Genomic DNA, 26,729 nt, shown 5'->3' on the forward strand with positions numbered 1-26,729 from the left:
AATCAAACCTGTTTATTATGAAAATGTAAAGTTTTAAAGAACCAGAAAAAACCGATCACCAACGCACGCGCAGCTCATATACGTTGCTTTTGCGCGACTACTTCACTGCAATGCCTTTCGAAGAAGTGCCAATAAAAATTACGGGTGCAGCGCAAAGCCCCGCACCCGCTTGAAAATTGGGATTATTACCAAAGTGGCTGTTTGAGTTTTACGAAGTAGATCGTGTTGCGGTCCACAGCGCCGGTAGCCGGCAGAAGTTTCTGCGCATAAACACCGCCCGCCCCAACTACGCCGAAATCGTCGTCGTTTGAAATAGCGATGGTCGTCGAGTTGATGATCGTGATGCCTTCGGCCTTGTCGTGCGGATAAAGCGCCGGAATATCGGCCATCAGGTCAGCGACAAGCGTCTTTGTTACAGGTTTGATACCATTGGCAGTCAGGTTAGCCGCAGTTTTCAGCTGCTCCACCGTAAGCCCGCCAAATAACTTGCCGTTGGCACCGTTGGCCGGATCGGAGATGTCGGTAGCATTACTCAGGTCTACTTTGTACACTTTTTTGATCACTGACGCGCGATTGGCATTGGTTGCGTATTCACCATCCCGTTCGAGCACGAGGAAAGATGTGTTGTCAATCGCTACGATCTCGCTGTTCGCCTGCAAATTGGCGCGGTCGATCAGGTACACATACTCCTTGCTGAGGCCAGTGGCGATGTCGAAGCTAAGAATACGCGTTACCAGCGAGCCGGACACGTCGCTGGCCGAAGGGTTGTAGAGCGGGAATTGCATAATGCCTACGAGGGTTTTGCCGTCGGGAGTAATTGTAAGCCCCTCCATTCCGCGGTTTGGGCGCCTTTTAGCCAGTACCAAAGGTATTTTCCGACCTCCTGTCCCATTGCCGAATGGATTAATCCGTTCGATCGTCTTGCCGTTCGCATCAAAATGGACGATATGAGGACCATATTCATCGCTCACCCAGAAGGTCCCGTCAGGTGCGAGCGCCAGACCTTCCGAATCCAGCCCATCGACGCTCTTAGGGAGCGTATTATTGTTTACATCCAGCGCCAGCTCTCCGCTGTACCCAAATCCGGGAGGGTTTGGGAGGCCGTTGAGTTTTGCTCCGCTCTCATTTTTAAGGTCGATGGTCTTTTCCAGAACCAGCTGGTCTCCGATCAGCCTGAACTTGCCGATTTGCGGCGCAAAGCCAGGATCTGCGAATACCTTCGAATCGGCAACCGTGCCGTCGATATTAGAACCGCGATCGGTAAGCAGGTAAAAAACCATATGGTCGTTCGGGTCCTGCACCACAGCCGATCCGAAGCCACCGTTGTATACTTTTACATTACCGACTTGCGTGATGATCGCCGGGTTTTGTGCTTCTGCCCTATCGGGATAATTTTCTGTGGGAACGCTATGGTCTGCGCAGCTATTTAATATCGCAACGGCAGCAGCTGTCGAAATCAGGGAAAGTAAAAAGGGCTTCATCTGTATCCAGGTTAGTTTGCGTAAAACTACACCGGCCGATTTTACCCGAAAGTTAATTCGTACCCTCTCAAATCAACATATTGTGAAGCGTTATTTCCGGGCTTTTCCCCTGAAACTGGGCGGCTGAATGTAGAATTCGACGGTCGCAGCAAGCCCGGAAGCGCGCACCGGCACCGCATCCTGTACCATTTTATTGGATATATTCTTGCGGTAACCGCCAAAGACCTCCACGCCCGCGAAATTCCCGAACCTGCGGTTGTAGGAGATTCCCATGTCGACGTCTATCCGGCGGCACACATCGGGGGTACCTTCGGCGACCTGGTTAAGGTAATACGTCCGCGTGACTGCCTCGGCTTTGAAATACAGCCGGTCGTAGGGGGAAAGATTATGGCGCCATGCCATTTTCTTAGGGAGCATGATTTCCACGCCCTCTTTTTCTGAGAAGTTGTAGTTAAAGACAAAAACCGGCAGGAAGGTCAGCTTATAGCTTTTATTAAAAATAATCCCTGCGCCGATTTCCTTGTTAGGTGATTGTCTTTTCAAATAGGATGCGGAAACGGTGTAGTTCAGCGGAATTTGCTCGGCGGAAAGCATGGCAAAATTGCCCGTTTTATTGATGTGGGAAGTCAACAAAAGCCATGAAGTACTGTCGAGACGTACAAATGAATTGAGGTCCAGCGCGAATGTCCGCAAGTTCCACCCCTCGAACTTTTTCGCGGGGTTTTCGCCACTGCTCTTGAATTCCAGCTGTTCAGCACGGTAATTAGGCCCAAGAACCAAGGCGAAGTTCTTTTTATGAATCACCGGAATCCACGCCCGGACGTACATTTCCTCGTTCGTGAAAGTCTTGGTACCGCTGTTGGCGAAACGGTACACCTTTCCGGGTGCATGCGTCGTACGAAATGTGATCCATTTGGACGGAGCCATTCCAGCCAAACCGGGCTTCTGGGCACAACAAACCATGCTTATGCCCCACAAGGATAAGAAAATTGCAAACGCCTCCGGCTTCCGAAACTGCATACTTTGCCTGTAAATGGTTGTAATAGTTCTAATTTGCACTAAATTCTTCGCTATGAGCCGGTAACGTATCAACATATCCATTAAGTTCCTGATGAAATCCGGTGTAAGAACGCACCACTGATATACGTCAAGCCCACATGCATTAATAAACGCTCCGCACGCGCCTTTCGGATGCACAGGGCTGTTTTTTTTTATCGTCGCAGTATCCGATCTCCCACTCACGAAAAAGAAAGGGCTCGAAAATGGCCTGTTAAGGGCATTGTTTGAAAACTATAAGTAATGATTTGAAAGTATTAATCCTGATCGAAAGGAGGCTGCTATTTTTGTAGCTGCATTCAACCTCATATTCTGACATGATACAAGCAAAAGCATACGCAGCTCAAACACCCGAAACCGACCTGGCTCCCTGGGAATTTGAAAGAAGGGACGTCGGCCCCCATGACGTTCAGATCGAGATCCACTTTTGCGGCGTCTGCCACTCCGATCTTCACCAGATCAGGGACGAATGGTTCCCGGGCGTTTTCCCGATGGTGCCAGGCCATGAAATCGTTGGAAAAATTACGCAGGTGGGCGCGCACGTAAAGAAATTCAAAACCGGGGACCTTGCCGGTGTGGGCTGTATGGTAGATTCCTGCCAGGTCTGCGAAAATTGTAAGGATGGCCTGGAGCAGTACTGCCTCGAGGGAAATACGCAGACTTACAACAATCTCGACCGCAGCGGTCTACCCACATACGGCGGCTATTCCAACACGATTGTGGTACGCGAGGAGTTTGTACTTTCGGTTTCGGACAAACTGTCTTTGGCAGCCACCGCGCCCCTTCTTTGTGCGGGAATCACGACTTACTCCCCTCTCCGCCACTGGAAGGTCGGAAAAGGCCATAAACTGGCTGTACTCGGTTTAGGCGGCCTGGGCCATATGGGCGTAAAGTTCGGCGTCGCATTCGGTGCCGAAGTGACCGTTCTAAGCACTTCCGCTTCAAAAGAACAAGCAGCAAAAGACCTTGGTGCGCACCATTTCGTGGTAACTTCTGATCCTGAGCAGGTAAATGCCGTAAAAGGCAGTTTCGATTTCATTCTCGACACTGTTTCGGCGGTGCACGATATGGATATGTACCTGTCGTTACTCCGCACGAACGGAACGCTGATCAATGTAGGAGTGCCGACGGAGCCTTATTCTGTTCACCCGTTTTCATTGCTGACAGGTCGTCGCAGCATGGCAGGCTCCGGTATCGGGGGCATTGCCGAAACACAGGAAATGCTCGATTTCTGTGCCGAACACAACATTGTGTCCGACATTGAACTGATCGATATCAAAGACATTACCCCATCCTACGAGCGTATGCTCAAAGGTGATGTCCGGTACCGGTTCGTGATTGATATGGCTACGCTATAATCTTCGTTCCCCGGTGCCGGAAAGGGTGCCGGGGAATTACACCGTTTATCCTGCGGGCACCTAAGCACCTGTCTATGAACAAAAGCTCCGCCCAGGGAATGTCCGAACGGCACTTGACAACGAATTGAGGCCTTTTACCTCCCGATCGTTTTACCGGGAAGCATAGGGCCCGTGTATCGCCTTGATTGTCAGCTGCTCATCACGATCATCGAGCACAAAAACCTTGTAACTATCTCCCCCATTCGCTACCCGTATCACCACATGCCCGCTGTCGCTCTTCAAACGGTTCAGCATTTCTCCGATCACCAGCTTATTCGCTTCAAGCATACCCGTAGCAAATACGTCTCGTTCACCCTGGTAGATGCGTTGGGAATAAATACGGTCTAGCACGTCGTGGCCGGGGTGATCCGATGACCACACCGGGATTACCAGCACGCGCGGCCGCAATGCTCCGAGCAGAAAGTCATTTTGTGAATCGCGGTTGCCGTGGTGATCGAGAATGTGTACATCCACCGGGCCAACGGCCTTTGCCACAGGCGTTTCCACATCATACCAGGCCGGAACACCAGGTTGAAGAACACCTGGCGTGTCGCCGCCGGTAAAGTAGTCGAACTTCCCGTAGCTGATCCTTGTGGCAATGCTGCACATGTTTTCGCTCGGATACTGCTCTGGTTTCAGGTCTTTCAAATCGGGAAAATGCTTGCGGGTTAGGTTGCCCACGCCCGTCCATATTTCACCATTGGCAGAAATATTCCTAACTTCGAACAGGTCCTTATATTTCTGGGGATCATAGAGTAAAACGATCTGGTCACTGCGGCCCGGAACGCTTGTCTCTACACGTAATGCCTTGTTCTTTACCTGCCAGTCGAGAAACCTGCGGTAATTAAGCATCATACTGTCATTGACCGGTCGCGGATAGGCATAAGCTGGCCATCCGCGGTCGATGATCTTTTTCACCGGCACAAACTCCGCCACCTCGGTAATGCCTGCCAATGCATATTTACCCTGTTCCGATCTCTCGGAAATCGAAGTCGGTGTACCCATATGGTCATCATGAAAATGGGTAATCAGGGCGTAATCTACCACCGGTGTTTTAGCAACTTTGCGAACATACCGGGCGATCCATTCGCCTGGCTGCCGCTCCTTGCCCGGCATTGCTTTTGTGTTGCGGGGGCTTTGCGTGCGCGCCTCCGTGGGATCAAGCGCACCGGCGTCCACAAGAAATGTCGTACCGTCCGGCAGGATCATGAAGGTGGCATTACCCATTCCTGTGCTGATATGGTGAATGTCCAGCTCACCCTCCTGCCAGGCCGGTAGCGGTTGGCCCGGGGCTTGCGCGCAGGCAACCGGCACATTAAAGCCCAGCCAAAGCAGAGCCAGGCCCATTTTAACAATAGCGGTGTATTTCATGCGATAATTTGAAAAGGGTTAGTCTTGTATTTCCAATGCATGCAATTTATCAAACTCCCGGATAGTCTTTCTGATTTGCTTCGGATGCACGCCGCTGTATTGTATCTGCAGCAGACTGGCTTTCTCCGGATCCAGATTTTTTAGTTTCCAATACTTAGGATGAGTCAGCCCGATGGGTGGCCTGAACTCCTCCTCTTTCCCGTCTTTAATCAAAACACCGACCTGGATACTTACTTTCGAGAGGTCGTCGGCCAATACGCCCTCCACTTTTACTTTCACGGCTCTTCCGGTTTCTAAGACAAATATTTTTTCGTGCGTCATCTCACATCCAAACTTAATTCGGCGCCAAAGGTAAGGAGCCGAATCAAGATACGGGATGCTTTAACAATATCTTAATTTTCATTGGACGTCCCACCAGTTCCTCACTGCCTGAGTATCACCGCCTATCCGCTTGGCAGCACTTTCGCTGTTTAGTGCGTTGCTGGCGCGTGTGGTACTGGGGTATTTCAACCGTTTGGGCACATCCGTAACGTCGGGATCGAGGCTACCCGATGCCGGGGGGATAAACAGCACGCTGCCATCCGGCTTCTTCGGATCGAGTCGCAGGCGTTCCAGCCACGATTGCAGCCCCTGCATATACAATGCGATCCATTTCTGCGTACCGATCACATTTTTCCACGCTCCTGCCTTGTAAGGCACACTTTTCAGATAAGTTTCGACCGTCTTCGCATCCGTAATGCCCCATTGTGCCATCGATGCCTTCACAGCCTCGTTATAAAGTATTTCAGCTGCATCATTCCCTACATTCATGCCGCGCGCGGCAGCCTCCGCTTTGATGAACGCTATTTCCGCGAAGGTGATCACATAACCTTTGGCCGAACCACTGTAAGCGATTACGCCCGGTTTGGAAAGGCCGATCATTGTAGGCGAATTAGCTTCGGTGCCATAAACCTTCCCAATATATTTGCCATTGGTGTCATCAGGCCGCGCAAAAACGGGCAGACGTGGATCGTCGACCGATTGCAGGTAATCCACCAGCGTAGAAGTCACCGCAAATTCGACCAACGGCCTTTCTACGTCATTATAGGGAAAACGGTTGGTTGTAGTTGCCACATTGTAAGGAAAATACACATCCTGGACAGTACCGGTCAATGTATTCTTGACAGCGTCTTCAATAACAGCCTTCGCTTCCGCAGGCGCAGCGTCCACCATGCGCATCGCAATCCGCATGCGCAATGCGTTCGCGATCCTGATCCACTGTTGCACGTCGCCTTTGGCAATTATATCCCCGCGGACCACGCTGGAAGAAGTGCCAGAAAGTACATCGATCTGCGTTTTCAGTGAGGTCAGCAACGCCATGTAAACGTCCTTACCCTGGTCGAATACGGGTTGGGGAATGCGCTCTCCCTGCGACGCCTGTGTGTAAGGGATATCGATGTATACATCAGTAAGTACATGGAAAATCCAGGCTTTCAATATTTCGGCCACAGCCAGGGTATGCGGGCTTTTTTCAGCCGGATGCCGGTCGTAGTAGTTGCTGATCTCTTTCAGGTCCATCAGCGGGCCGGCATAGAGCCCTGCCCAGAGACCGTCGTTGGTGAATAGGAAACGCCCGTCGGAGGTCTTGTCTGTACCCATCCAGTATTGCGAAAGCTCCATGCCGATCCGCCCGTTGAAATAGGTATCGTACATCAGATCGCTGGCGCGCTTTTCGGCATTGGAAAGCAGGAATTCAGGCTGTGTTTCGCTCGACCGCGCCGGGTCGGTATTCAGCGAATCAAAATTGTCGCATCCCGTGAATGTCACGAGTATGACTATCAGTATTAATAGCTTGTTTCTCATATCAATCGATTTTAAACCGGATCAGAAAGTAACATTCAGGTTCACACCATAGCTTCGCACCGCTGGCAGTGCGCCACCCTCAAAGCCGATCTGGTTGCTGATGGAATTGGTAATATTGGCCGGGTCGACGTTGGGTGCATTGCTCTTGATAAGCCAGAGATTCCGCCCGGTAAGTGTCACGCGCAGCGCCTGCATGCGGACCTTCTTCGCCCAGCTATCGGGCAGGTACCATCCCAGCCGCACCTCGCGCAGGTAAACGAAGCTGCCGTCGTAGAGATTGGCCCTGCTGATCCGGTTACCGCCGTCGGCATTGAAATGCGTCCGCGCCGGTACTGCAATATCGTTCGGCGAGCCGTCCGCCTTCACGCCCGGATTGATCACGCCATTCTCACGGATACCATTTTCAGCCGTTTCTTTCAGCATCCCCGATTTGTTTCCGTACAAATTGGTATATGAAAAGAAATCTCCACCCTTTTGAAAATCGACCAGCGCCGAGAGATAAAAATTCTTGTAGCTCAGCATATTGGACACGCCTCCTATAAAATCCGGGTTGGCATCGCCGATGATCACCGGCGTGGCGGTAACATTGTAAGTACCGTTATCGGCCACGGTCTTGTTGCCTTTGGAATCATACACATAGTCCGTCCCCAGCATCGTGCCGAGCGACTTCCCTTTCTGCGCCACCATTGACACTTTGTTGGTTCGGCGCTCGGTACCGATAATGAACCGTTCGATACCCGCGATATTATCGCCGGTACTGTTCAGGTCGACGACAGTGTTATTGTTTTTAGAAAAATTGAGCCCTACCCGCCAGCTGAAATTGGTAGTCATCACAGGCGTAGCCGAAAGTGTCAGCTCGATCCCCTTATTCTGCACCGTACCGCCATTGACGACCTTCGTCGTAAAACCGCTCTCGGATGGGATCTGCACATTCCATATCTGGTTTTTGGTCTTGCGGTTGTAATAGGTAAAGTTTGCCCCAAGCCGGTCGTTGAAGAATTTAAAATCTACGCCAGCTTCCGTTTCCGACGACAACTCCGGCTTCAAGCCGCTATTGAAAAGCTTATCGGAAGTGCTCTGCAAAGGATAGGTATCAAATGGCGCCACGTAATCGTAATATCTCGACACGGCGTACGGATCGGCATCGTTGCCCACGCGTGCATACGAAAGGCGCGCCTTCCCGAGCGTAAGCCATTTCGCGTCGGTGATCAGGTCGGAAAAAATGAATGAACCCGACACCGACGGATAGAAATAAGAATAGTTGCCGGTTTGTTTCAATGTGGAAGCCCAGTCGTTCCGGCCTGTTGCAGTGAGGTAGAGGAATTTGTTATACCCCAATGTCACAGAGCCAAAAAACGAGTTGATCTGTTTGTTGCCGTAAGAATTTGAAACAGTCGCCGGTGTTACCGAGTTTTGCAGCACGTATACCATCGGGTTTTGCAGCCCGCCGTTGGTATTGCCGGCATCGATGCTGGATTTAATCCTCAATATATTACCCCCTGCCACGGCTTCAAGCGTCAGTTTCGAGTCTTCGAAAGCTTTGTTGACATTCAGCGTTCCCTGGTAGTTATTCTCGTTATTAATCACCGCCCGCTTGGCATATGACCCTACAAAAAAGCCTTTCGCGCTCCTGACCTCGTCGAGGTGGTTCAGGTAATCGGAGAAGACGCGTACGTCGGCCGAGAGCCAGTCGGTGATTTTGTAGGTAAGGCCCGCATTGCCGAAATAGCGGTTATTTTGGTCGGTATTATAGTTTTCGTACTGGTTCCAGTAGGGATTTTGCGTAAATGCGGGTTTTTGGATATTCCATGCCGTGCGGTTCCACGACTGCTCGGTACCGTCGGCGTATTTATAGTTACGCAGGTAAGCATCGTCGATCTGCCGCTGGCCGAACATCACATAAAACAACATCGGATTATTGCCGAAGAAACCCGTTCCCGGCCGGCCTTTGGAATGGTCATTTATATAATTGATCCCGCCGCTGAAAGTAAACTTCTCTGTGAATTTATAAACCGTATTAAGGCTGATAAAAAAGCGGCTCAGGCTGCTGCCTGGATAAATAAAGTTCTGTTTAGTCTGCCCCGCAGAAAAACGGATCGAACCATTATCGCCGCTACTTGCAACCGAAAGGTTATTCGAGAAGGTTACGCCGGTTTTGAAAAAATTCTTCGCATTGTCAGGATGCGGGCTCCAGGGGGCCGTCTTACCGAAATTCGGGTTGTTACGGTCCTGGTCCCACGACCAGTAATGCCGCACCAGCTGCCCCTCCATCTTCGGCCCCCACGATTCGTCGGTACCGTAGTCGGGAATCAGATCGTAGCGGCCTTTGCCATCGCCATCGTCGTACGTACCGCCGCCCGGCAGGAATCCCGACGGGTTCTGGCCGACATACAACTTCGTAAAGTTCGGACTTCCCCCGCCACCATACAGGTTCTGGAATTTGGGGAGCAGCGAAACCTGGTCGGTCTGGATATTAAGGTCATAATTTAACGAAAGCTTGCCGGAGCCTTTGCCTGTTTTGGTAGTAATATAAATCACCCCATTCTGCCCGCGGCTGCCATAAAGCGCAGTTGCGGCGGCACCTTTCAGTACCGATATATTCTCCACGTCGTTGGGATTGAGAAGCTGTGCAGGGTTGCCGTAGTCGTACCCGCCGCCACCTGTCCCTTGCCCGCCGGTAACGCCGTATGAATTGAGGTTCATATTGGCCATCGGCACGCCGTCGACGATAAACAATGCATTGTTGTTGCCGGAAATGGATTTCAAACCGCGAATCGTCACGCGCGACGAGCCGCCCATAGAGCCGCTGTTTCCTCCAATCTGCACGCCGGCGAGTTTTCCCTGCAATGAATTGATATAGTTCACTTCCCGCGCTTCCTGAATGCCCCCGCCATCGATCTGCTGCACGGCGTAGCCTACATTCCTTGTGCTGCGCTGCACGCCAAGTGCCGTCACCACTACTTCTCCCAGACTCTTTACATCCGCTTTGAGCTTGACGGTAATCTCGGTCGAACTCGCGGTAACGTTAACGTCCTGGGTCACATGACCAATGGACGACACGGTAAGCACATGGCTACCCGCAGGAAGCATGATGCTGAAATTGCCGTCTGCATCTGTATTGGTACCATTGTTGGTGCCCTTAACGAGCACGCTCACACCGGGTATACCGGCGCTGGCTTCGTCTGTAACCTTTCCTTTCACACGCCTGTCCTGCCCCACTGCCTCATAGGCACAAAACAGCACGGCCAGTAAGACCGATAAACAACTTCGTATCGATTGCGCCATATTTGCAAAATTTAAAGATTAAATATTCTTTAAAGGCGAAATCTAAATACGTATACTGATGGGTACTTGCAGACTCGAAGGAAATAGACGAAAACCTTCTGCTTTTAATGAATGGAGGTTACTCCAAAACTTTTTCCAGGATTGCAACCAGGTCCTCAAAACGGCCCGGCTTTGTAAAAAACTGACGTGCGCCTAATTGTTTCATCTGAGCTATGGTGGCGTCATTGGAAGAGGTGGAAAGGATCACCACTGGGATTTTACGGAGCTTTTCATCTTTTTTGATCTCTGCCAGGAATTGCTGCCCGTTCATCAGGGGCATATTGAGGTCGAGAAAAATAAGGTCGGTTTCGAGTTCTCCTTTTGATATCTGGTTCAATGCCTTCCTGGCACTATCCAGGACAGTGCAACGGACGGCCTTTCGTGTACATTCCAACGCGGTCAGGAAAATTTCCTGATCATCTTCATCATCATCGATGAGGAGGATATTCTGATAGAGCATTAACTGAGAGTATAAAGAAATCCATTTGCAAATTATATTACAAAAGAGCCCAAATCAAGTAAAATTTTGCCACAAGCATTAATATGCGCTATATTTTGCAGTTTTAAATTCTTAACCTCTTACCAGACAATATGTCATTCCAGGGATACCTTAAAACCATTCTTGCCAAAACCGGCAAAGGACCTGCCGATTTCCGCAAGCTGGCCGAAGAAAAAGGCTTCACTGCCAACGGACAATTACTGGCCAGCACGAAGGCCGGTGATATTGTACAATGGCTTAAAGCAGACTACGACCTTGGCCAGGGACACGCCATGGCCATCTACGCATTATTGAAAGGTATTAAGGACGAAAACAGCGACTAGGTGGCCAGCCAGCCGCTTATTGGATGTCCTGGTAACGTCCCTGATTCAGGTCGCCGGTTTCAAAACCCTTCTTGAACCAGTACATCCGTTGCTTTGAGGTGCCATGGGTAAATGCGTCGGGAACTACCCGCCCCTGCGATTCCTGTTGAAGCTTGTCGTCACCAATGGCATTGGCCGCGGTCAGGGCAGCCTCCAGATCGCCTGGTTCAAGGATCTTGTCCATCTGGTTGGCGTGATTGGCCCACACGCCTGCTAGGAAATCTGCCTGCAATTCCAACTTCACCGACAGCTTGTTATACTCGGCCTCGCTCAGCCTGCTACGTTGCTCCTGCACTTGCTGGGAAATGCCCATCAGGTTCTGTACGTGATGCCCTACCTCGTGCGCCACCACATAAGCGACCGCGAACTCACCCGGTGCATTGAACCGGTCACGAAGCTCGTCGCAGAAAGTGAGGTCGATATAAACTTTATGATCGGCAGGGCAATAGAATGGCCCCATGGCCGATGACGCCCCGCCGCAAGCACTTTGCGTCTCGTTTGAAAACATTTGCAACACCGGCTTTTCGTACTCTGCGTTGTTCTGCGCATAAATCTGCGTCCATACATCCTCGGTACTCCCCAATACGGCAGAAACGAATTCCGCTGTCTTGTCGTCGGGACGCGGCCCGGCCGGCCGGTTTTCAGTCTGTTCGGTTTGCGCGCCTTGTATATTGGAAAGGATCTCCTGCGGGTCCTGACCGGTAAGCAACCCGATGGCGACCACGATGATCACCCCGATACCACCTAGTGCAACTTTTCCCCCGCCCGACATTCCGCGGCGGTCTTCGACGTTGCTACTTCTGCGTAAATCCTGCCAACGCATGTTGTTGATGTATTTTAGGTTAACAATAAATCTAATACGGTGTGGTTTCCCAAACCCGTCTTATTCAAATATAGAAATAATGCCAGCTATGAAAAGAGCCGTACCGCGATAATTTTACAATATGCGTGCTGGTGTACAAATATTGCCATTTACCGCTACAATTTGTAGATTCTGTAACGCAAATAACCCATACAATAACTTTTAAAGCCGTTAAATAAGTAATTCCAAAACATAGCTCAATAAATTCTTCGACGGAAGTGCGATGTACTTAAATTTCGGCAACTGAAGTTAATTTAATTAAATCAGCTTATGTCGTTCACTAAACCTTATTTTGCGGGATTTGAATATCACTCCCATGAAGTCTGTAAATTCTTGCAGACGTACAGCACATTTACACTAATGCTGACAAATGGGGCAATTATTCACCACCAGCCTGAACAGGCACTGGATTTTCAGCGCTGGCTTAACCATCACAAGATCGAGGACATCCGCGTATCCATCCGAAACAACGACACGACCCTCGTTAACCAGCCGTAGTGCGTTCGCGGCCGTAATCACTCTAAGCTTAACGTTCCCTCCTTTTTTCTTCTCCTTCGGCCGCTCCGGCCAACCATCGACGCCTACCGCGGGTCAACACCCGGCGCACTCCCATTGCTCAAAGCTGAGGTACTACGCAAACTTAGTACCACAACAAATCAATCCGCAATCAACTTACAGTACTTATTGCCTATATTTTTGCATAAAATCGATACCACTTCTGGCAACAAAAAAAATCACTTTCAGCTTTCCTAAACCCTTTACAACCACATCCAAAACAAAACACGGATCGAAAGGCGTAAAAAAGTACTACGACCGGCTTTTGCTATGTCTATCAACCGCTAAATCCGACAGAGGCTAAACCCGTATCATGTTGACATTTGACTGGTTGGTCCCGGTCGTCTTGAAGAAGGTTCAGGGGAAAGATACTTACGTCATTAAAAAGCAGCGCTCAAACCACGATATGGGTTTAATTTGGATGGCATGAAACATATTAAAGTTTTCTTTCTGTGGATGTTGCTGACCGGGCATTTTTACGCATGTGCGCCCGAGTTGCCCGAGGATGTGGAGGTTGCCATGAAGGAGCTGCCCGATAAGCTGGATTACAACCAGCATGTAAAACCCGTACTTTCCGACAAATGTTTTGCATGCCACGGGCCCGACAAGGCCAAACAAAAAGGCGGCCTGCGCCTGGACATGGCCGAATCTGCATTCCATAAAGTCTCCAAAAATTCAGGGCGGACGGCGATCGATCCCGGCGACCTGACCGATAGCGAATTCTTCCATCGTATCGTATCCGCCGACCCGGATTATGTTATGCCCACACCTGCATCGCACCTGATCCTTTCTGCGCGTGAAAAAGCGATTCTGATCAAATGGATCGACGAAGGTGCCGAGTATAAACCGCACTGGGCATTTGTAAAACCTGAAATGCCCGAAATCCCAGAAACGCAGCACGACAATCTGGCGGTTAACCCGATCGATCATTTTGTATTTAAAAAACTGGAAGAAGAAAAACTGCAACCTTCGGCGCAGGCTGAAAAGGAAATATTGCTCCGCCGGGTTTCCCTTGACCTGACCGGCCTGCCACCGACAATGGCCGAAACGGATGCATTTTTAAAAGATAATTCGGCAAATGCTTATGAAAAACAGGTAGACAGACTGTTGGCTTCGCCGCATTATGGTGAGAAAATGGCGGTCGATTGGCTCGATCTGGCACGTTTCGCCGATTCGCACGGATATACAGTCGACAGGCTACGGGACATGTCGCCTTACCGCGACTGGGTGATCAAAGCATTCAATAAAAACATGCATTACGACCAGTTCATACAATGGCAGCTGGCCGGTGACCTTATGCCGAATCCAACGAAAGAAATGCGGATTGCAACCGCCTTCAATCGCAACCACCAGCAGAATATGGAAGGCGGTATTATCGAGGAAGAGTTCCAGACCGAATACGTGGTCGACCGCACCAACACCTTTGGCGACGCATTTCTGGGTCTTTCGGTAGGCTGCGCCAAATGCCATGATCATAAATACGACCCTATTTCGCAAAAGAACTATTACGAACTGTTCAGCTTCTTCAATAATGTAAAAGAAGCAGGTCAGATATCCTGGGACGATGCGCTACCGACGCCGACCATGCTCCTGCCGACCGCCACACAGGAACAGACGCTGCGATTTATTCAAACCACGATCAAAACCAGGGAACAGCAGCTCGCAACCAGCAAGCGCAATGCAGAGGCCGGGTTTCAACAATGGCTCAATACGGGTGGATACCGCAATTTGGCCAAAGAACAGCTCCCAAACGCAGGTTTGCAAGCTTATTATTCGTTTGAAAACGGCACCCTGCGCAATGCGGCCCATACCAAAGAGAGCGGCGTTATGAAACGGGAGGCCGGATCTCCTGGCGGTGATCCCGTATTTACCGCTAAATCTGACGGCAAAGCGCTGCGGCTCGACGGCGACGTTTACCTCGACCTGGGGCAAAACGGCGTGTTCCGCAAATCGGAACCGTTCAGCGTCGGGATTTGGGTAAACATTCCCAAAGAACTGAAAGAAGGTGTGATCCTGCACAAAAGCCAGGCTGAGCGACTTTACAATTTCCGCGGCTATCATTTATACCTCAAAAACGACCGCCTCGAACTGAACATGGCGCACACCGCGCCGTCCGACGCATTGACAAGGATCAGCAAACAGCCAATTCCGAAAGATCAATGGGTGCAGCTGACCATTACCTATGACGGTTCTTCCAAAGCGGCGGGTTTCAGATTGTATCTCAATGGACAGGAGGCCGCAATGGAAACGACAATGGATCAACTAACCAGGGATATTTTGTTCAGATCGGCGGTACAGCCAGGCTTGCAAATCGGTGCGTGGTGGAGGGGATTTGGGTTAAAAAACGCGCAAGTCGATGACATTACCGTCTACAACCGCGAACTAACGCCCTTTGAAACGCGTATTCTCGCCCGTAAATCGGCATGGTCGGCAGTCGCCTCTAAAAACGCGGCGGCAATGAGTGCAGCCGAGATGTTGGCATTGAAGGACTACTACATCTCCGCAGTCGATCCGGCTATGACAAAAGCGCGTACGACCCTGCGTGACGCACGCACGCAGCTTTCGGATTCTACCGAACCTGTCCGCGAGCTGATGGTGATGCAGGAAATGCCCAAACCCAAGCAGGCGCACATATTACTACGTGGGAATTATGATGCGCCGGGCGAAAAAGTGTTTCCGTCCACACCTGCTTCGATCTTGGAATATCCAAAAAATTTCCCCAAAAACCGTTATGGGCTGGCACAATGGCTCACCCACGCCAACAACCCCCTGACGGCACGAGTGGCCGTGAACCGCTACTGGCAGAATTTCTTCGGAACAGGCCTTGTCAAAACTACCGAGGACTTCGGTAACCAGGGTGAGATGCCGACTCACCCGGAACTACTCGACTGGCTGGCGGTTACCTTCCGCGATTCGGGCTGGGATATCAAAAAACTCAACAAGCTGATCGTTATGTCGGCCACCTATCGTCAGGATTCGCGCACAAGCAGAGACATACGCGAGCGCGACCCCGAGAACCGCTTGTACGCGCGCGGGCCTGCGAACAGAATGTCGGCCGAGATGATCCGCGACAATGCATTGATGGCGAGCGGATTGATAAATGCCAAAATCGGCGGGGAGAGCGTAAAGCCTTATCAACCGGAGGGATTATGGTCGATCAACAACACTACTTACACCCCCGATTCCGGCAATGCCGTTTACCGCCGCAGCTTGTATGTGATCGTAAAACGCTCGGTCCCTAACCCCACATTGGCCACGTTCGATGCCACCTCGCGGAGCTTTTGCGTCGTGCGCCGGCAAAAAACGAATACTCCATTGCAAGCGCTGGTAACGCTCAACGACCCGACATTCGTGGAAGCGATGCGGGTAATGGGCGAGCAAATGGCACGTATTTCCGACGCACGCCAATCCATCACAACCGCCTATCGCAAGCTCACCGGCCGTAAACCGCCCGTGAAGGAAGTCGACCTGCTGCTCGCACTGCGAAAAGTGGAGGAAGATAAATTCAGGAAAGACCCGAAAAAGGCAGCTGGCTGGTTGCATTCGGGTCAGCATGTCACCGACAAAACGCTCGACCCGGCATTGCTCGCCGCAAACAGCGTGGTTGCCAGCACCATTCTCAATTCCGACGCCTGCTTAACCAAAAGATAACCATGCAGCACCATCATCACGACGAAGAATTTCGCCTGCATACACCCGAGTTCAACGAACTGCACCGTAAACTGGACCGCCGCCGCTTCCTGACCCAGACATCGCTCGGGCTGGGCGCATTGGCCGTGGGATCTCTTTTCGGGCTTGACAAGCTTTATGGCTCGGCCGCACGCCAGGCTACGTCGCAATCGGCCGGTGCAATGTCCGCCGGGGACCTGGAATCCGAGATTCTGAAAGCATTGCCGCATATCGCACCCAAAGCCAAGCGCGTGGTGTATTTGTTTATGGCCGGTGGACCTTCTCAGTTCGAAACATTTGATTATAAACCAAAACTGGTTCAAATGGCGGGGCAAAACCTGCCTGACTCTGTGCGCAAGGGCCAACGGCTCACGGGTATGAGCGCCAGCCAGAGCGTACTGCCCATGGCGCCTTCTGTTTACGGCTTCAACCAGCATGGCAAAACCCAAACCTGGGTAAGCGAGCTGCTACCCTACACGGCCAAGGTGGTCGACGACCTTTGCATTGTCAGATCCATTTATTCAGAGGCCATCAACCACGATCCGGCTATCACTTTCTTCCAAACCGGCAACCAGCTTCCCGGCAGGCCCTCGATTGGCTCTTGGGTAAGTTACGGGCTTGGTACCGACAATAATAACCTGCCGACATTCATTGTTTTGGTTTCTAAAAATGCGCCGAAAGACCAGCCGCTTTACGCGCGTTTGTGGGGAAACGGGTTTCTGGAATCGCGGCACCAGGGCGTACAGTTCCGTTCCGGCAAAGATCCGGTGCTTTTTTTGAACAATCCAGAGGGTTACGACGGCCATGACCGAAAGGAAATGCTCGACTACCTTTCCAGGCTCAACCAGCTGCAAAACGATGCTTATGGTGATCCGGAGATCAATAACCGCATTGCACAATATGAAATGGCGTTCCGGATGCAGACGTCCGTGCCGGATGTAATGGATACTTCTGAGGAGCCCGATGAGGTTTTCGAACTCTACGGCCCCGACAGCCGCGACCCGGGCACCTATGCAGCCAACTGCCTCCTGGCCCGTAAGTTGCTGGAAAAGGATGTCAAATTCGTACAACTTTACCACCAGGGCTGGGACCAGCATGGCGGGCTCCCGAAAGCCATCGCCCAGCAGTGCAAAGCGACCGACCAGGCTACCGGCGCATTGATCATGGACCTGAAACGCCGCGGCCTGCTCGATGACACGCTGGTGATATGGGGCGGAGAGTTCGGCCGCACCGTGTATTCACAAGGCAAGCTCAGCGCCACCGACTACGGCCGCGACCATCACCCGCGCTGCTTCACGATGTGGATGGCCGGTGCGGGAGTCAAATCCGGGATCAGTTACGGCGAAACCGACGATTTTAGCTACAATATCATCAAAGACCCTGTTCACGTCCACGACTTCCACGCCACCCTGATGCATCTGATGGGCGTCGACCATGAGCGCCTGACCTACAAATTCCAGGGAAGGCGCTTCCGGCTGACAGATGTTCATGGCAAACTGGTGAAAGACATTCTGGCGTGAGGAGTAGCCTGCTCTCAGGCATATTACATCCATCGCAACCGCTCTGCTATATACGATGCTCAATCGGTACTTTTGAATAGACAACCGGAAAATCATCCCCCTTCCGGTAGAGTATCCAACCCATTTCCTCGTCTTTGTTCTCGAAATGCATTTTACCGATGAAGCCCTTAAAACAATACATTATCACATCCCTGCTGCTGACGCCCATGCTCGTAACAGCCCAGCAGGCCAACGTCAACCTCGACTGGGCGCCGCAGAAAAACACTGAGCAGCTTGTGCCTTATGGCGGTAATGTGATCTCGCCTGAGGTGAGGGATGACCACACGGTCACCTTCCGCATCAAAGCGCCGGACGCACAGAAGGTGGAACTGACGGGCGGACCAATCCTGCTGGCATTGAAAAGCAAAGCCAATATCCCTTTCACAAAAGACAGCGAAGGGCTTTGGACGCTGACTGTCGCACCGGTGACGCCCAATATTTATGTGTACCGTTTCCTGGTCGACGGGGTGGCGGTGGCCGACCCAAATAACACACTCACAGGCGCTTCCAACCAGCCAGGGTACAGCAACCTCGTTGTACACGGAAGCGGGCCCGCGTATTACAACGCACGCAATGTGCCTCATGGCAGCATTGCAAGGCACATTTACCATTCCGGTGTACTGAATGGCGAACGAGAAATGTTTGTGTACACGCCGCCGGGTTATGACCCGAAGAAAAAATATCCGGTACTGTACCTGCTGGGCGGCAGCGGCGAGCTGGCTTCGGGCTGGACGCTCGACGGACGGGCCAATTTCATCGCGGACAACCTCTTGGCAGAGGGAAAAATCGTGCCCATGATCATCGCAATGCCCAACAACCAGGTCATTCACCGCAGTGACCCAAAACATTTGGATAAGACCTATAAACTGTTTGAAGAAGAACTTCGCAAACAGATCGTACCGTTTGTGGATGCCCATTATAGCACTATCAAAGACCGCAAAGGCCGGGCTATTTCGGGGCTTTCCATGGGCGGCAGACACGCGGAAGCGGTGGGTTTCAATGCGATAGACTTGTTCAGTTCATTCGGCATATTGAGTGCGGGTGATCTTGAACCCGAAAAATTGAACCCTGCTTTTTTCAATGATCCTAAAATCAAAGACAAGATAGATTACCTACTCGTCGGGCTAGGCAGCGGTGAGCTTGATTTCGTAGGAAAAAGATCCGCCGCAACACACGCAGCTTTGGAAAAGGCCGGCATTAAACACGACTATTTCATCGGCGGCGAAGGCGCACACGACTGGGGCACCTGGCGATTGCTGCTGCACGACAAGCTACTTCCGGGGCTGTTTCGGTAAATCTATCATTAAAATATCACTCATGAGCTATTTCAATATTGACGCTGCCAAGGCACAGACATACGATGCGATTGTCGTGGGAACCGGGATCAGCGGCGGCTGGGCAGCGAAGGAATTAACCGAAAAAGGTCTGAAAACCCTCGTGCTTGAACGCGGGCGCGATGTGAAGCATATTGTAGATTACCCCACCACGAATATGATGCCTTGGGAATTTGAGCACCGGGGTTTGCCACCGCTAGCGGTCCGCGAAGCAAGCCCTATGGCCAGCAAGCATTACATTTTCAGGGAGGATGCCATGCATTTCGTGGTGAAGGATTACGAGCATCCTTATGTGCAGGAACAGCCATTCAGCTGGATGCGCGGCTACCAGGTAGGAGGCCGGTCGCTCTTGTGGGCACGGCAAACGCAACGGTGGTCGGATTACGATTTCGAAGGCCCTGAGCGCGACGGTTTCGCCACCGACTGGCCGATCCGTTACAAGGATATTGCCCCATGGTACAGCTACGTGGAGAAGTTCGCGGGTATTTCGGGGAACAAAGACGGCTTGCCGCAATTGCCCGACGGTGAGTTTCTGCCTCCCCACGAAATGAGCTGTGTGGAAAAACATTTCAGCGACCAGACCGCGAAAAATTACAAAGGCACGCGTCCTGTGATCATCGGTCGTGCCGCGCATATTACCGATCCGCAGCCGATCCATACCCAGCAGGGCCGCGCCAAATGCCAGCACCGGAACATGTGCCAGCGTGGTTGCCCATTCGGCGGGTATTTCAGTACCAACGCGGCCACATTACCCTGGGCCGAAAAGACGGGTAATCTCACCTTGCGGCCGCATTCAGTGGTGCATTCAGTGATTTACGATGAAAAGAAAAAGCGCGCCACTGGTGTGCGCGTGGTGGATGCTCAGACGAAGGAAATGACAGAGTTTTATGCCAAAATCATATTCATCAATGCCTCAGCCATTAATTCAAATCTAATTTTGCTCAATTCCAAATCGAGCCGTTTCCCGAATGGGCTGGGTAACGACAGTGGAGTGCTGGGCAAGTTCATTGGTTTTCACAACTACCGTGGCAGGGTGCAGGCAGATTTCGACGGCTACCACGACAGCACCACTGACGGCCGCCGACCCAATGGCGCTTACATTCCGCGCTTCCGCAATGTTTTCAAGCAGGAAACCGACTTTCTGCGCGGGTATGCTACGTCTTTTTCGGCTTCCAAAGTCGGGAATGCCAACGACGGACTCGGGGAATCGCTGAAAGCCAGCCTGTTTGCACCTGATGAAAGCGGCTGGTCGCTTGGTGCGCAAATGATGGGCGAGGTGGTGACCAAAGAAACCAATTTCGTGGCGCTGCACGAAAGCCTGAAAGATGACTGGGGCATTCCGCAGCTACGCATGAATGTCTCGTTCGACGACAACGACATGAAAATGGTGAAGGATTTTTACACCGAACTCAGCGAAATGCTTGATAAAGCCGGTTTTAAAAACATCAAAACCTCGGATACCCACCGGAACCCTGGCAGCGAAAACCACGAAATGGGCGGAGCAAGAATGGGTAAGGATCCTAAAACCTCCATGCTAAACAAATGGAACCAGATGCACCACGTCCCGAACGTATTCGTTACCGACGGCGCATGTATGACGTCCACCGCCACACAAAACCCATCGCTGACCTACATGGCGCTGACCGCACGGGCAGCGGATTATGCGGTTGGCCAAATGCGGAAGGGTAATATTTGATCGCCGTTGTCACCCTGAGCGCACGGGGTGACATGTCATTGCACATTAACCGCCAACGTCACATAATACATCCCCCCAACCGACGGCCCGCCGAGGAAGGATACGTAATACTTATTGAGCAAGTTACTCGCGCCGACTTTGACCAGGCTTTTTAACGCCGGAACGCGGTAGGTTACCTGTGCGTCGAGGCTGCTGTATGATGGCACGTTGCCGGTTACGAGGAATGTCTGCGAATAGTATCCGGATTGCCATTTATAAGACACCGTCGCATCCAGATTACCGGCGATATTGGTACGGGATACCGAGCCGTTCCAGATCCATTTCGGTGTGTTGAAACCATCTTCCAACCCGTCCTGATTTTCAGCATTTTTCAGTTTCGCAAAGGTAGTATTGGCGCCGAATACCCATTTTTTCTCCAATTGATAGTTCAAACCTACACTGAAACCGTAGTTGTTAATCACCGAGCGCGAATTGGTGTACATCCGGTATTGCGCCTGCCGGGCTTTGTCGTAGAGGTCGTGCGGAATAGCGGCTGCATCGGTCGATAACGGTACATTCATGTTGGTCTGTGCGATGAAATTACTGTACCGGTTGAAATACAGATCTGCACTCACAAACAGTGCCCTATCGATGAAAAGACCCTTGTAGCCAGCTTCCCAGGTCTTGGTGTGCTCGGGTTTCAAGTAGGTGTAGGAGTTTTTTTTGAGCAAACCTTTATTTTTCTCGATCGCGGCGTTCTGCGTGAGGCCATTCTGGTTGATATCATTCAAAACAGCCTGCTGGAAGCTCGTAATGGAATTGGCCAGCCACGCATTCTCAAAAATGCCATGCGACATCACCGGCAGCCCCCCTACCCGCTTCACCCCTCCACTGTTGACATTGCTGTAAGCCTCAAAAATACTCGGAAAGCGGTAGCCCGTCTGGAACGAAACGCGGATATTATGGTCATGTACCGGACTGTAAACAACCGATAACCTCGGGTTGAACGTCGTTTTGAAATAGTCGTTCTTATCTGCCCGCAGGATCATACCCAACCGCAGTTTTTTCTGAAACAGGTCTTTATTCAGCGAAATGAATCCGCCGGTTTTGCCATAGGTAATGTTCTTGCCTTCTTTTCCAGGTTCCGGGTTCACGAAGTAATTGCCGTCCGGAACGATGATGTAGGTCCGGTGGTCGGCCCCCAGAAGAATGTCCAGTTCGTATTTGTCTTTCCAGGCTTTGAGGTACTTTTCGGTAAGGCTTACCTGCGCTTCGGCATGTACAAAATCTGCTTTTACGCGCAATGCGGCGCCCACGTCCCAGTTATTGATGTCCTGCAATTTCTGTAACTGGGCATTAAAAGCACTGGTGCCTGGCAGGTAACGGCCAGCATCGGCGGCTGTGCGGGCTTGCCGCATCGCATCGGCCACCGCGACCCCGCCAGTGATGGCGCTGTTGAAGCCTTTGGTAAAATCGGCGTACCAGTCGTTGTCGGACTTGTAGCTGCGGTCCATGTTCTCGGCCATCGAGCGCAGGTTGTAGGAACGGCCTGTATTTTCGGAATTGACATATAATCTGGCCTGCACCGAAGCCGATTGGTACTGAATGCCGTGCTGCTGCACGAAGTAATTTTCGAGGCGGAACCGGTTGGCGCGCTGGTATACATTGTCCAGCAGGCCAAAATGATAAGTATAGGTCAGCACGGCGCCAGGCGCCACTTTATAGTAAAGGCCCACATCGCCTTTGATATTCTGTAAGTTATAGTCCACCACCTCAGCCTCCTGGTAACCAGTGCGGCTCACCACATAACGTTTGCCTCCCAGCGTAATCGTTTTCCGATTGGAACTCTCATTGCCATATTTATTTACGGGATCGCTGGCCGGATTATCCGTACCGAAAAGCTGTGTGCTGCTGTTGGCATTACCATTCAGCTCGGTCTGATCGGAGGCGATCCAGTCGTAGCCTTTTGTGAATGCGCCGTTTACTTTAAATGCAAATTTTGGGGCGATGATTTTGGCAAAACCGATTGTCGTTTCTGTAAACGGCTTTGCCTTGTGATGGCTGTCGTTCAAGTGGTTGACGGCCGTTTTCTGCTGCACCGAAAGTCCTTCGGAATTGAAGGGATTTTTGGTAAAAAAATTCGCGACGCCGTTCACGGTATTCATGCCATACAATGCCGAAGCGGTGCCTGGAAGTATCTCAACACTGGCAATGTCAAGATCAGTCGGCCCAAGCGAGTTCCCGATAGCCCCGCCGATGTGCGGCGACTGTACGTCCATCCCGTCGGTCAATTGCGCGAAACGCACGTTGGTCGTATTCGAAAATCCTCTCGCATTCAGCACCTTGAAACCCAGCGAAGGTGTAATCATATGCACACCCTGCACATTTTCCAGCCCGTCAAAAAACGACAATGCCGGGGATAATGCAGTTGCTTTCGCACTCACCTTCTGCACGCTCACCGGCGATACCAGAATGCTTTCGATTACCCGCGAGGCGGTTACCACCACTTCATCGAGCGCACGCGCTTTGAGTGTGTCGGGCTGATTTTGAGCCAGGCCCATTACCGGCAATATAAACATGATGGCAGTAAGAATTCTCTGCATATTTTCGATATACCGTTATATCCAATCGGAAATATCGCAAAGTAATGCAAAATCAAACACACCTTCAATGCGTGCAGCACTCATTTTTTGTAAAGTCGGGAATCATTCAATCTTCACTCATTTGATCACCGACTTTTTCAAACTCAAAATTCCCCTTAATATGTTTATTCAAAAACGTCCCCTTCGAGCCCGAGGTCTTCATGGCCTGGTACACTTCCCAGGGGACGTTTTTGTAGTCATATACCATCCCCGAAACATACACGATGCGCAATGTTTCTGTCTCCTCGTTGTAGATCATTTTGGAAACGACGCTGGATGGCATGACCAATTTTTAATTGAAATCATCCAACGCCTCGCGCAGTTGATCCACGGCTTTGGATGAAATGTTTGACTCCGTAAAAATCGATTGGACGTTGGCTTTACTGCCGTACAGACCGGTATTCGCCCGCACATCGACATCGAGCATTGCCCCGTTTACGGTCACGCCGGCGAACAGGCCTTTGGCACGTGAGTAGGAATAAACCTCTGCTTCCAGTTTATAGTCGGTGGTGGCCGAGGCGTTTTTGCTTACCGGCCCGGCCGCTACCGACACGTCGCCGCCAAGGGTATAGTCGCCTTTTTCGATGTTCATCAGTGATTTCTCACTTTTAAATACCAGAACCAGGTCCACCGCCTGCACGCCTATCTGCGCACCTACGCTTCCGCCTGTGATGGTCACAAATACCGGGTCACTCCATTGGCCATTCTCCCGTTTAATCATGGCAAGACCCTTGCCATGCTTTCCGCCCACGATCAGACCGCCGTTGATCATTCTCGGGATGATGATGATGCCCTTGGAGGCTTCCAGCAATTGTACGGGAATCTGCATTCCGTTAAAATCGCTCAGTACCGCAGTGGCGGCGTTTATCTTTTCTTCTTCTTTGTTCTGCGCGAAAGAAGGCAACGAAACAGCCAGTCCGATTATCAGGAGGGCTTGCATTTTCATGGTTTTCAAATTGTTGAGGAACATAAATTGCTGTAATTAATGGGTATAAAAAGGTACTTCAAGGATCATGCCCGCAAGCGTTCAAAACCGTATTCCGACAACAAGAACCAGCCTTCGGACATCAATTGGGCATTATCCGCAACTTTAAACGCAGTACTTGACCGTTTCTGATCCGTTGGTATGATTTTGATGACATTTTTACATGAAAGAATGTCAACCCAATCTTATTTATTATGGATGCCAAAGCAATTAGTCTGAGCGAAACCGACGTGAAACCCGTTGTGGATCTGCTGAATGACTACCTCGCCAACTATCACATTCATTACCAAAAACTGAGAGGCTGCCACTGGAACATCAAAGGGCAAAACTTTTTTACCCTGCACGTGAAGTTTGAGGAATTGTATACCAATGCTCAGGAAACGATCGACGAGATTGCAGAACGTGTATTGACCCTGGGCAAGCCGCCGCACAGCCGGTTTGCAGACTATATCAACGAATCGGAGATCAAAGAGATCAACACGATCGGTATGAAAGACCTCGACATGGTAGATGCCGTCCTCGACGATTTCAGCAAGCTGATCAGCCTCGAACGAGAGCTTCTTACGGCCACCGAAGAGGCAAGCGACGACGGCACCAACGACATGGTGAACCGTTTCATGCAGTTCAAAGAAAAAAATACCTGGATGCTGCGTTCGTTCGCCGGAAAAAAATAAATGAAACCTATGCACACCCCGGGCCGCGTTTTCGAATGAAGCGCGGCTTTTTTTATGCATTGCATTTTGCGAGGGATTGGTTTATTTGCGGTCATTCTCAATATTTGCTACACAATGCGTCCCATTCCCGAATTCAAAATCGGCCCTATTCCCTTGCTATCCGCGATCCGCTTTGCACGCGACCCGCTCCGTTTTCTCCGGCAGGGCTTCGACCAATGTGGCGATACCTTCAAAATCCGCCTGTTCAGAGAATTTATTGTAACGCGCGACCCGGCCTTTTTCCGGCACGTGCTGCAACAGCACCATAAGAATTTCAAGAAAGGCAATTCAGTAAAACTGCTGCGGCCGGTGCTGGGTAACGGGCTCGTGATCAGCGACGGGGACTTCTGGTTAAGACAAAGGCGGCTGGTACAGCCCGCATTCCATCGTGAGCGCCTGCACGAGCTGTTTGCCACAATGGGCGAGCTAACGGCTGCTTTTCTGGAAGAACTGGAACAATTTCGCGGGAAGCCGGCCGTAGATATCGATGCTAAAATGATGGGTATTACCTCCGATATCGCCCTGAAAACGCTGTTCGGAAATATGAATACCGAGGATAAGGAGCAGATTTACCAGCAGGTAAGCCGCACGCAGACCTACCTCGTTACGCGCGTACGCAAGCCCTACCGCCTGCCGCTGATGGCGATCAACGGCGAGGACCGGCGGTTCAAATCCGACCTGGCCTATTTCAATAGCCTTGTTTATGATTTTATAGGTAAACGCAGGCTTTCCGGCGAGACACCCAACGACCTGCTTCAACTCCTGCTCGACAGCAAGGACGAGGAAACAGGCGAGCAAATGAACGACGAGCAAATCCGTGACGAGGCCATTACCATGTTTGCGGCAGGCCACGAAACCTCCGCAACCGGCCTGAGCTGGCTGCTTTGGGAACTCGCGGCGCAACCGGATATCGTGGCGCGGATCCGGAAAGAAAGTGAAATATTTGACAATGTTCCCGGTTTTGAACAACTCATTCAAATGCCCTATACCCGGCAGGTTATTGAGGAAGGCCTTCGTCTGTATCCACCCGCATGGACGATGACGCGCGAAAGCACCGTAGACCAGGAGATTGAAGGTTATGGTATTCCAAAAGGGAGTTCGGTATTCATGTCGATTTTCGAGCTGCACCGAAACCCGAACCTCTGGAACAACCCCGGCGCGTTCAATCCCGAAAATTTTCAGGCGGAAACCGTTAAAAACCGGGCAAAATTCAACTATTTGCCATTTGGCGCCGGGCCGCGTATCTGCATCGGACAGCAGTTTGCATTGATGGAAATGCAGCTCGTGCTGGCCGCCTTGGTAAAACGTTTCGACTTCGTGCGCGAGCCGGGGGCTACCGTGGGAATGCATCCGCAGATTGTATTAAAATCGACGAACGGTATTAAATTGTACGTTCGATAAGC

At 51.2% G+C, this 26,729-nt stretch carries 20 protein-coding genes; 9 read left to right on the forward strand and 11 right to left on the reverse strand.

Annotated elements, in window-relative coordinates; all coding sequences use genetic code 11:
* Positions 1-185 precede the first annotated feature (185 nt).
* On the reverse strand, positions 186-1,481 hold the full coding sequence (locus tag ACTJJJ_RS08770) for an esterase-like activity of phytase family protein (protein WP_188928512.1): 1,296 nt from the start codon (positions 1,479-1,481) through the stop codon (positions 186-188).
* Positions 1,482-1,571: 90 nt separating this feature from the next.
* Positions 1,572-2,408 (reverse strand): hypothetical protein, encoded by an 837-nt coding sequence (locus ACTJJJ_RS08775; RefSeq protein ID WP_426294067.1) that lies wholly within the window; start codon positions 2,406-2,408, stop codon positions 1,572-1,574.
* 446 nt (positions 2,409-2,854) lie between these two features.
* Between ACTJJJ_RS08775 and ACTJJJ_RS08780 the strand changes: the two genes are divergently transcribed.
* Positions 2,855-3,895, forward strand: coding sequence for an NAD(P)-dependent alcohol dehydrogenase (locus ACTJJJ_RS08780; RefSeq protein WP_426294065.1), 1,041 nt, complete (start codon positions 2,855-2,857; stop codon positions 3,893-3,895).
* Positions 3,896-4,045: 150 nt separating this feature from the next.
* Here ACTJJJ_RS08780 and ACTJJJ_RS08785 read toward each other — a convergent pair whose 3' ends face one another.
* From ACTJJJ_RS08785 to ACTJJJ_RS08805, 5 genes are all read right to left on the reverse strand, one after another.
* A complete protein-coding gene (locus ACTJJJ_RS08785; RefSeq protein WP_426294063.1) occupies positions 4,046-5,305 on the reverse strand; it encodes a ComEC/Rec2 family competence protein in 1,260 nt (419 codons plus the stop codon).
* Positions 5,306-5,323: 18 nt separating this feature from the next.
* Entirely contained in the window at positions 5,324-5,626 is a 303-nt protein-coding gene (locus ACTJJJ_RS08790) for a hypothetical protein (protein WP_188928506.1), read from the reverse strand.
* A gap of 78 nt (positions 5,627-5,704) precedes the next feature.
* Entirely contained in the window at positions 5,705-7,147 is a 1,443-nt protein-coding gene (locus tag ACTJJJ_RS08795) for a SusD/RagB family nutrient-binding outer membrane lipoprotein (protein WP_426294061.1), read from the reverse strand.
* Positions 7,148-7,168: 21 nt separating this feature from the next.
* A complete protein-coding gene (locus tag ACTJJJ_RS08800; RefSeq protein WP_188928501.1) occupies positions 7,169-10,432 on the reverse strand; it encodes a SusC/RagA family TonB-linked outer membrane protein in 3,264 nt (1,087 codons plus the stop codon).
* Between the two features lie 118 nt (positions 10,433-10,550).
* Positions 10,551-10,931 (reverse strand): response regulator, encoded by a 381-nt coding sequence (locus ACTJJJ_RS08805; protein WP_188928499.1) that lies wholly within the window; start codon positions 10,929-10,931, stop codon positions 10,551-10,553.
* A 131-nt stretch (positions 10,932-11,062) separates the two neighbouring features.
* Between ACTJJJ_RS08805 and ACTJJJ_RS08810 the strand changes: the two genes are divergently transcribed.
* On the forward strand, positions 11,063-11,293 hold the full coding sequence (locus tag ACTJJJ_RS08810; RefSeq protein ID WP_188928497.1) for a DUF4287 domain-containing protein: 231 nt from the start codon (positions 11,063-11,065) through the stop codon (positions 11,291-11,293).
* Positions 11,294-11,309: 16 nt separating this feature from the next.
* Here the strand turns inward: ACTJJJ_RS08810 and ypfJ are convergent, their stop codons facing one another.
* Positions 11,310-12,155 carry a KPN_02809 family neutral zinc metallopeptidase gene (gene ypfJ / locus ACTJJJ_RS08815; protein WP_188928495.1) on the reverse strand — a complete coding sequence of 282 codons (846 nt, stop codon included), beginning with the start codon at positions 12,153-12,155 and terminating at the stop codon, positions 11,310-11,312.
* A 309-nt stretch (positions 12,156-12,464) separates the two neighbouring features.
* Between ypfJ and ACTJJJ_RS08820 the strand changes: the two genes are divergently transcribed.
* The 5 genes from ACTJJJ_RS08820 to ACTJJJ_RS08840 all read left to right on the forward strand — a co-directional run bounded on the left by ACTJJJ_RS08820 (position 12,465) and on the right by ACTJJJ_RS08840 (position 21,007).
* Positions 12,465-12,692 carry a hypothetical protein gene (locus ACTJJJ_RS08820; protein WP_188928493.1) on the forward strand — a complete coding sequence of 76 codons (228 nt, stop codon included), beginning with the start codon at positions 12,465-12,467 and terminating at the stop codon, positions 12,690-12,692.
* A gap of 483 nt (positions 12,693-13,175) precedes the next feature.
* Entirely contained in the window at positions 13,176-16,400 is a 3,225-nt protein-coding gene (locus ACTJJJ_RS08825; protein WP_188928491.1) for a DUF1553 domain-containing protein, read from the forward strand.
* 2 nt (positions 16,401-16,402) lie between these two features.
* Positions 16,403-17,938, forward strand: a complete 1,536-nt coding sequence (locus ACTJJJ_RS08830) for a DUF1501 domain-containing protein (RefSeq protein WP_188928489.1) — start codon at positions 16,403-16,405, stop codon at positions 17,936-17,938.
* A 158-nt stretch (positions 17,939-18,096) separates the two neighbouring features.
* Complete coding sequence (locus tag ACTJJJ_RS08835) at positions 18,097-19,272, forward strand: alpha/beta hydrolase-fold protein (RefSeq protein ID WP_426294057.1); 1,176 nt, start codon at positions 18,097-18,099, stop codon at positions 19,270-19,272.
* 22 nt (positions 19,273-19,294) lie between these two features.
* The gene (locus ACTJJJ_RS08840; protein WP_188928485.1) at positions 19,295-21,007 is read left to right on the forward strand and encodes a GMC oxidoreductase; all 1,713 of its coding nucleotides are present in this window, start codon (positions 19,295-19,297) and stop codon (positions 21,005-21,007) included.
* Positions 21,008-21,042: 35 nt separating this feature from the next.
* Here ACTJJJ_RS08840 and ACTJJJ_RS08845 read toward each other — a convergent pair whose 3' ends face one another.
* From ACTJJJ_RS08845 to ACTJJJ_RS08855, 3 genes are all read right to left on the reverse strand, one after another.
* Positions 21,043-23,589: a TonB-dependent receptor gene (locus ACTJJJ_RS08845; protein ID WP_440701699.1), complete on the reverse strand. Its 2,547-nt coding sequence runs from the start codon at positions 23,587-23,589 to the stop codon at positions 21,043-21,045.
* A gap of 106 nt (positions 23,590-23,695) precedes the next feature.
* Positions 23,696-23,911 (reverse strand): KTSC domain-containing protein, encoded by a 216-nt coding sequence (locus ACTJJJ_RS08850; protein ID WP_188928481.1) that lies wholly within the window; start codon positions 23,909-23,911, stop codon positions 23,696-23,698.
* Positions 23,912-23,920: 9 nt separating this feature from the next.
* Positions 23,921-24,574, reverse strand: a complete 654-nt coding sequence (locus ACTJJJ_RS08855) for a lipid-binding SYLF domain-containing protein (RefSeq protein ID WP_229221246.1) — start codon at positions 24,572-24,574, stop codon at positions 23,921-23,923.
* Positions 24,575-24,807: 233 nt separating this feature from the next.
* Here ACTJJJ_RS08855 and ACTJJJ_RS08860 point away from each other — a divergent pair, with 233 nt between their 5' ends.
* Together ACTJJJ_RS08860 and ACTJJJ_RS08865 are read left to right on the forward strand one after the other, a co-directional pair.
* Positions 24,808-25,287 (forward strand): Dps family protein, encoded by a 480-nt coding sequence (locus ACTJJJ_RS08860; RefSeq protein WP_188928477.1) that lies wholly within the window; start codon positions 24,808-24,810, stop codon positions 25,285-25,287.
* Positions 25,288-25,401: 114 nt separating this feature from the next.
* On the forward strand, positions 25,402-26,727 hold the full coding sequence (locus ACTJJJ_RS08865) for a cytochrome P450 (protein ID WP_188928475.1): 1,326 nt from the start codon (positions 25,402-25,404) through the stop codon (positions 26,725-26,727).
* Positions 26,728-26,729 lie beyond the last annotated feature (2 nt).

It is taken from the genome of Dyadobacter sp. 22481 (genome assembly GCF_052044875.1).
In the GTDB taxonomy this organism is placed as follows: domain Bacteria; phylum Bacteroidota; class Bacteroidia; order Cytophagales; family Spirosomataceae; genus Dyadobacter; species Dyadobacter endophyticus.